This is a genomic window from Protofrankia sp. CiP3, from assembly GCF_917627345.1.
Classification (GTDB): Bacteria; Actinomycetota; Actinomycetes; order Frankiales; family Frankiaceae; genus Protofrankia.
Genome location: NZ_CAKJTM010000167.1, coordinates 1 through 6,427, shown reverse-complemented (window position 1 = coordinate 6,427; position 6,427 = coordinate 1). Strand labels below are relative to the sequence as shown.

Sequence of the window (6,427 nt, the reverse complement as noted above, 5' to 3'; positions counted from 1 at the left end):
ACCGGCAACCAGCGCCTTCAGGAATGTCCCGATCGTGGACGCGCCCTGCATCCGCGCGCCGGCATTCGCGAACAGGATGGAGACCGGGCGGAACTGAGTATTGTTCAGCAGCTGAGCGGCGGCGATACCCATCATCTCCTCACGCGCAGCGACTCGTCCCGGTGATTCCTGCGACGACGGTTTATCCGGAGGGTCAGTCAGGGCGGCGATATAGACAAGAGTCATGGGTTGGTCTCCGCTGACCTGCTGGTTCTGCTTCATAATTAACCTTCCGACATCCTCCAGGTTTTCGTCTGGGTTGTTCGTCTGGCCGATGTGGAACGTTCCGATATCGCTGCTGATACCGATACAGCCATAGGGCTCCGTTGTCACCGAGCCGTAGTTCGAATCAGTCAGGCCGAGACCGCAATGCTTCGGATCTAAGCTGAGAAAATAAACGAACCACGCCACAATACCACTGACAACCAACGCGCCCGGGACAACAATCATCCACCACCGGCGTCCCGGGCCACGAGGGGGGAGTTTTGGAGGAGAAACCGGCGGTATTGGACCGGCTATGATTTCTTTTAGCTCTTGGTCGAGATGGAGGCGGACTCCGGTCCTATCGGTCCAGTACGGGCCGTACTCGGCCGTGGCCGCAGTCGCCAGGGCGCAGGCGAACGCGCGGGCGGAGGGACGGCGTTGCTGTTGTTTTTCAAGCGCACTGTAGATGACCTTCGCGATCCGGGCAGGGACGAAATCCGGTAACCGGGGTGGCGGCACTTTCCTGTGCAGTCGCGACAGTTCGTTCGAGTCGGCGGAGTCGAACGGCAGGCCGCCGGACACCATCTGGTAAAGTACGACGCCAAGTGCATAGACGTCCGTGGCCGACCTGATGCGGCTGCCACGCCCGCCCCACTGCTCTGGCGCCATGTAGTATGGGGTACCCACCAGCCCACCTACAGTGGTTGACGTTCCCTCGAATGTTTTTGCGATGCCTAAGTCTGTGACCTTCACCGTTCCGTCAGTCGCGAACATGATGTTGCTGGGTTTGATGTCCCGGTGCACGATGTTCGTGCTCTCTATCCGCTCCAGAGCCAACGCCACACCCAAGGCGATCGCGCAGGCTTGCTCATGAGGTATGATCTTGCCTGGAGCTTCCGCAAGCAGCTGGCGCAGTGTCTTGTGGAGCAACTCCATCACGATCGTGAAGAGGCCGCCGTTCTGAAGGCTGGTGCTTTCTTCGGGATCCCTGAGGATCGTCACGATATGCGTATGGTTACTCAACTTGTGTAATGCCACCACCTCCTTACGAGTCGCCTCGAGGGACTGTCTATGCATGTGGATCGCCTTGATCGCGACCCGGTGCCCAGTGTTGCGGTGTTCGGCCTCGAATACCGCTCCAAAGCCTCCAGCATTCAATTTGCGGATCACCTTGTAATCCGGCAACGCGCTTTCTACCTCTAACGGGTTGATGTCCATCTCATCCGGCGACGGCGCGCGAGCGCCTAGTCCCCTTACTCCTTCCCCATGTCACGCGTACCTGGCGCAGCCGGTACACAGAGAACTCGCTAACCTCAGCGCCGTGTAGCGGCGGACGATGAACACTGCGCTTGCCGAAAACCCATCCGCGCAGGTTAGAGAAATGAAAACCCACCCACAACTACGTCCCCCATAGCCCGATCTAGCAGCACCGGATGTGGTGATATGATCTGCCGTGCTGCCACGCCTGACCTATCCCACTATGATCCATATCATTTTTACACCGCTCCGCCTCCTACCCATGAACGATCAGGACAAAGACGCAGAAATCCGACAGCCCAGCATCAACTCGTGATTCTGCACCGCCAAGTGGACAGGTCGGTATTCACTCCCAGCGGCCGGGCGTTGCTCGCCGTGCTCCGCTATCTCCTTCCCCGAGAACGCTTTCGGTCCCTCCTCCTTCCTATGGCTCGCCCCTGGCTCGGATTCCCAGGCCACCACCAGGTCCGCCGGACTCACCCCGACATCTGAATCCACCAGCAGCATCCGCGTCATGTCCACGGCCCCCGTTCACGGTTCAACATCCATAACAGGTTGGTATGAAGGTCAACGAAGCTTACCTTCAGCGGCCAAACCGCCACGAGGACACACCCTCGTGCTTGCCAGCCGCGTCGACCGACTGTGTACTTCGTCCACACGACAAAGCGACATCACCCAGCTGGCACCGCGCTGTGCCCATCCCACGCTTTCCCCACCGGTCCGGCGCCGCGCGCCCGACCGGGCACGCCCGGGACGGTGCCGAGGAGCTGGGACCCCGGCCGCCGTCGCAGCAAAGATCATGCCGTCCGTACCACCGTCGCCCTTCCAGCCGACCTCATCGCGGGGTGTCCTCGTGACCGGTTGATATCGCTATCCTGATGTGAGGAGGCATCAGTTGGTGATGTGGGGAACCCGGTCCGGGAATTCCCTGCCTCCAGACCGGGGAGGGCGCCACGTCAGGACCGTCCTCGGCGGCGTTGTTGTTACTGGCGGACGGGCGGCGCCCGGCCCGGCGGCGGTGGCATCGCTGACCTTCGTCGCCCCGGCCGCCCTCGACGACGGCCTGCCGCAGCGGCTCGGCCTAGCCAAGGCCATGGTCGCAGTCGCCGACGTGCGCCAGCGCGGTAAGGCCGACCTGCCCGAGAACAGCGCGACCCCCGACATCCGGGTCGCCCCGGACACGTTCACCGTGACCATCGACGGGGAGGCCATCGAAGCCACGCCCGTGACCGAGCTCCCGATGGCCCAGCGCTACTTCCTCTTCTGATTCCTTTCCGGGAGCCTCCCCTCCCCCCATCAGGACGGGCCGTGCTCCTGGCCGGCTCCCCGACGGCGCCTGCGTCGTGACGGGCCGTCCGCTCCGGACAGCGGCTCGACGACGACCGTACGGTAAGGGCCGGCCAGCCGAGCCAGCTCCTCGGGGTCACCGGTCAGGACCACCCCGCCGCCCGCTTCGACCGCGACGGCAACGGCATGTGCGTCCGCCAGGCGGTCCGATCCAAGATCGGTTTCGGCGAGCAGCGCCCCGACCAGGCGTGCCAGGTCACGATCGGTGTTACGCATGAACAGCCCGTCCGGGGCCTCCCTGGCGAGCACCGCGTCCAGCGCCCGGCTGCGACCAGCACCGCGGTACAACTCGGCAAGGGTCACCGTAGCGACCGCTACGTCCCGCCGCAGTCTGTGCGCGGCCTCCATCGCACGGCGTACCGTGCGCTCCGCGGGATGATCGGATTGCACCAGCGCATTGACGGCCTCCGCATCCAGGACGATCCGCGTCACAGCTGTGTTCCGGGGTCGTGTGCGGAGTGATCCGTGGTGACCGGGGCGGCACCATCGGTCGTACCGCCCAGCAGACGCATGAATCTCATAATTTCTTCGGCATCTTCGGCGGTGTCGAGCGGCCCCCGTTCGACAGCGAGCCTGTCGAGCAGGTTACCGAGCGCCCGGTGCCGTCGCCGTCGCGCGAGTTCGTCCCGAAGAGCCATGTTGACTTGGGCGGACAGGTTCCCGCCATCGGCTTCGGCCGCCGCGACGAGGTCGGCGTCGAGGGTCACCGAGACCTTGCGCTTCGCAGGGATGGTCATACCAAAATGCTACTACCGTCGTACCTTCCGCTTGTCCGCATCCGCCGCGCTGCCCCCCGCCAGCCGGTGTCCCCTCGCCAGCCACGGCCTCTCCTACACTCCCGACTGGGAGGTGGCGGCCCGGATGACGGCAGGATCGTCCTCGGCGGCGTTGTTGTTACTGGCGGACGGGCGGCTACCGGCTGGCGGGCATGCGCACTCCGGCGGTGTCGAGGCGGCGGTCGTCGACGGCAGCGTCGGCGATCTCGACGATCTCGAACGGTTCCTGCGCGGACGGCTGGCCACCGTGGGCTTGGTGGCCGCCACTTTCACCGCGGCCACCTGCCGGTTGCGCCTGGCGAACAGACCTGTTCCGGACGGGCTGGAGCGGTCCCGGTTCCGGTTCCGGTTCCGTGGACAGCGGACCTGAAGGGCCGGTGGTCTCCAGTAGTTCAGTGCACCCCACATTGTGCTGGGAGCAGAGGCTCGGCAAGCTTGATCGTGATCGAATAAGTTCCCGATCTGCCCCAATAGCCCGATTTGAACCCAAGCCTAGGCTCCCGACGGGAGGCGGGCGGTGCACTGACCGCTTGATTCCGCCCATAGAGATACCTCTTGCCGCTCCACCACGGAGTGATCAACCTAACGTCAGGCCGCTCGTCCACGCCCGTCGGCGCCGGCAAGATCACCGTCTGTTCTCTGCACGCCTCAAGGAGACGCCGTGGGAAAACACTCGCAGTCCCCCGGGCCCTGCCCGGCCTGCAAGGGAGATAAGACAACCGAGGTCAGCCAGGATGGGAAGACTGTAAGAAGCACCTGTCCGACCTGCAAGGGGACTGGCACCGCATGAGGCGGGAAGACTTCATTCCCGAAACCATCTGGATTCGTCGTGACGACGGGTGGATGGTCCCGGTACGTCGTTCCGACGATCCGGAAGCCTGGCTGGGAGAGGTCAACGGTTCCGAAGCCGTCACCACACAGGTCGACGACGGCAGCGACGAGTACGACGGCAAGGGCATCATCCCGACAAGTTCCAGCACCGCGGGCTGGCTCATGGACAAGATGCTTACCTTGCTCGATGTCCGGCCCGGAATGAACATCCTCGAAATCGGTGCCGGCACCGGATACAACGCCGCGCTTCTAGCGGAACGCGCCGAGCCAGGGTCCGTTGCCACTATCGAAGTCGACCCCATCGTAGCAACGCACGCCCGCGCTGCCCTGGCCAGACTCCGCCTGCCCGTCACGGTCATCACCGGTGACGGAGCCGACGGCTACGCGCAGCGTGCACCGTTCGACAGGGTGATCGCCACCGCGAACGTGTTCACCGTCCCGCCCGCCTGGCTCGCGCAGACCCGCCCTGGAGGCCGGATCGTCGTCCCGATCGCCGGCAGCTTCCACCACGGTGCCCTCGCCTGCCTCACTGTGGCGGCCGATGGGACTGCGCACGGTCGCTTTCACGGCGAAGCCCCCTTCATGTACATGAGGAATCAGCGGCGGGTCCGAAACGTGTGGGGAACCGACGAGAGGAGCGCGCACATCACCTACACCGGCCTTCATCCAATCGAACCATTCACCGATTTCCATGCCGGATTCGCGTTCAGCGCCAGAATGCAAGGATGCACGACAGGCCGGCGCCCCGAAGGCGATGGTACCGAGATCCTATGGATATCTCACCACCCGTCCGGTTCTTGGGGCTCATTCATACCCGGAACTGACAGACATGAGGTCTGTCAGTCAGGACCGCGCAGCCTTTGGAACGAGCTGGAGGACACTTACCGCTGGTGGATCGATGCCGGCAGCCCCGATCACACCCGCATCGGCATCACCGTCACCACCGAAGGCCAGACGTTCTGGCTCGACACCCCCGAACACACTCTTCCAGCCATACAGGGATCAGCCGTCTGACAACCTGGGCAGAAACACCAAAGAAAGATCGTCGCTAATCTTCTCTACATTTTCGGGATGGGGCTCTCTCATGATCAACTCTTCATGGGCGGTGCTTCATGGGCGGTGGCAGTCTCGCTCTCTGTTTCCGGGGCTCCGCCCCCGTCCCTGGCCCTCTCTCCGGAGATAAGGGAGAGACGCGGGACCGCTGATCGCCTCCGCCGGCCGGGCACCCGGAGAGACCCGTCCCGGTCCGGTAACCTACGAGGCCCCGGTTCACGATTCCAGGGAGGGCATCACGGCAGGATCGTCCTCGGCGGCGTTGTTGTTACTGGCGGACGGGCGGCTACCGGCCGGCGGGCATGCGCACTCAGGCGGTGTCGAGGCGGCGGTCGTCGACGGCAGCGTCGGCGATCTCGACGATCTCGAGCGATTCCTGCGCGGACGGCTGGCCACCGTGGGCTTGGTGGCCGCCACTTTCACCGCGGCCACCTGCCGGTTGTGCCTGGCGAACGGGCCCGTTCCGGACGGGCTCATCATCGAGCTGGACGCGGAGCTGGACGCGCGGACCCCCTCCCCCGCGCAGCGGGCCGCAAGCCGTGCCCAGGGCCGGGCGTTGCTGCGCGCCGGCCGGGCCGCCTGGCCGGACGTGCGCTGCCTGCTCCCCGCGCCGCACCATCCGATCGCGTTCGGCCTGGTCGCCGGGGTCGCTGGGGTCTCCCCCGCCGATGCCGCGCTCGGCGTAGCCTACGGAGCGGTCAGTGGACCCGCGTCGGGCGCCGTCCGCCTGCTCGGTCTGGACCCACTCGCGGTCACGGCCCTGCTCGCGCGGCTGGCGACCGACCTCGAGCGCATCGCCGCCAAAGCGGTATCGCTCGCTGAACGCCCGCCCGCGAACCTGCCCGCGCTCGCCGGACCGCGTCTGGACCTCCTCGCCGAGCGCCACCGTACCGCCGAAATTCGGATGTTCGCCTCCTAAG

At 65.0% G+C, this 6,427-nt stretch carries 5 protein-coding genes and 2 pseudogenes; 4 read left to right on the top strand and 3 right to left on the bottom strand.

Annotated features, from left to right (window positions below; translation table 11 throughout):
* The coding region (locus tag MJ797_RS25325; protein ID WP_239342026.1) for a serine/threonine-protein kinase at window positions 1-1,461 on the bottom strand (1,461 nt) is incomplete at its 3' end.
* Window positions 1,462-2,497: 1,036 nt separating this feature from the next.
* Between MJ797_RS25325 and ureC the strand changes: the two are divergent.
* Window positions 2,498-2,767, top strand: a pseudogene (gene ureC / locus MJ797_RS25320) (urease subunit alpha); the annotation flags it as partial.
* Between the two features lie 29 nt (window positions 2,768-2,796).
* Here the strand turns inward: ureC and MJ797_RS25315 are convergent.
* Window positions 2,797-3,279 carry a PIN domain-containing protein gene (locus MJ797_RS25315; protein WP_239342024.1) on the bottom strand — a complete coding sequence of 161 codons (483 nt, stop codon included), beginning with the start codon at window positions 3,277-3,279 and terminating at the stop codon, window positions 2,797-2,799.
* Complete coding sequence (locus MJ797_RS25310; protein WP_239342022.1) at window positions 3,276-3,584, bottom strand: type II toxin-antitoxin system CcdA family antitoxin; 309 nt, start codon at window positions 3,582-3,584, stop codon at window positions 3,276-3,278. Before MJ797_RS25310 ends, MJ797_RS25315 begins: the two co-directional genes overlap by 4 nt.
* 124 nt (window positions 3,585-3,708) lie before the next feature.
* Here MJ797_RS25310 and MJ797_RS25305 point away from each other — a divergent pair.
* The 3 genes and pseudogenes from MJ797_RS25305 to MJ797_RS25295 form a co-directional block, all read left to right on the top strand.
* Window positions 3,709-3,912 (top strand): annotated as a pseudogene (locus MJ797_RS25305) (urease accessory protein); the annotation flags it as partial.
* A 497-nt stretch (window positions 3,913-4,409) separates the two neighbouring features.
* Window positions 4,410-5,468, top strand: coding sequence for a methyltransferase domain-containing protein (locus tag MJ797_RS25300; RefSeq protein ID WP_239342020.1), 1,059 nt, complete (start codon window positions 4,410-4,412; stop codon window positions 5,466-5,468).
* A 301-nt stretch (window positions 5,469-5,769) separates the two neighbouring features.
* Entirely contained in the window at window positions 5,770-6,426 is a 657-nt protein-coding gene (locus MJ797_RS25295; RefSeq protein WP_308128370.1) for an urease accessory UreF family protein, read from the top strand.
* The last annotated feature ends 1 nt before the right edge of the window (window position 6,427 follow it).

Excerpts from the sequence above, each read along its gene's own strand:
- MJ797_RS25310 (WP_239342022.1), bottom strand. The coding sequence starts at position 3,584 with ATGACCATCCCTGCGAAGCGCAAGGTCTCGGTGACCCTCGACGCCGAC.
- MJ797_RS25300 (WP_239342020.1), top strand. The coding sequence starts at position 4,410 with ATGAGGCGGGAAGACTTCATTCCCGAAACCATCTGGATTCGTCGTGAC.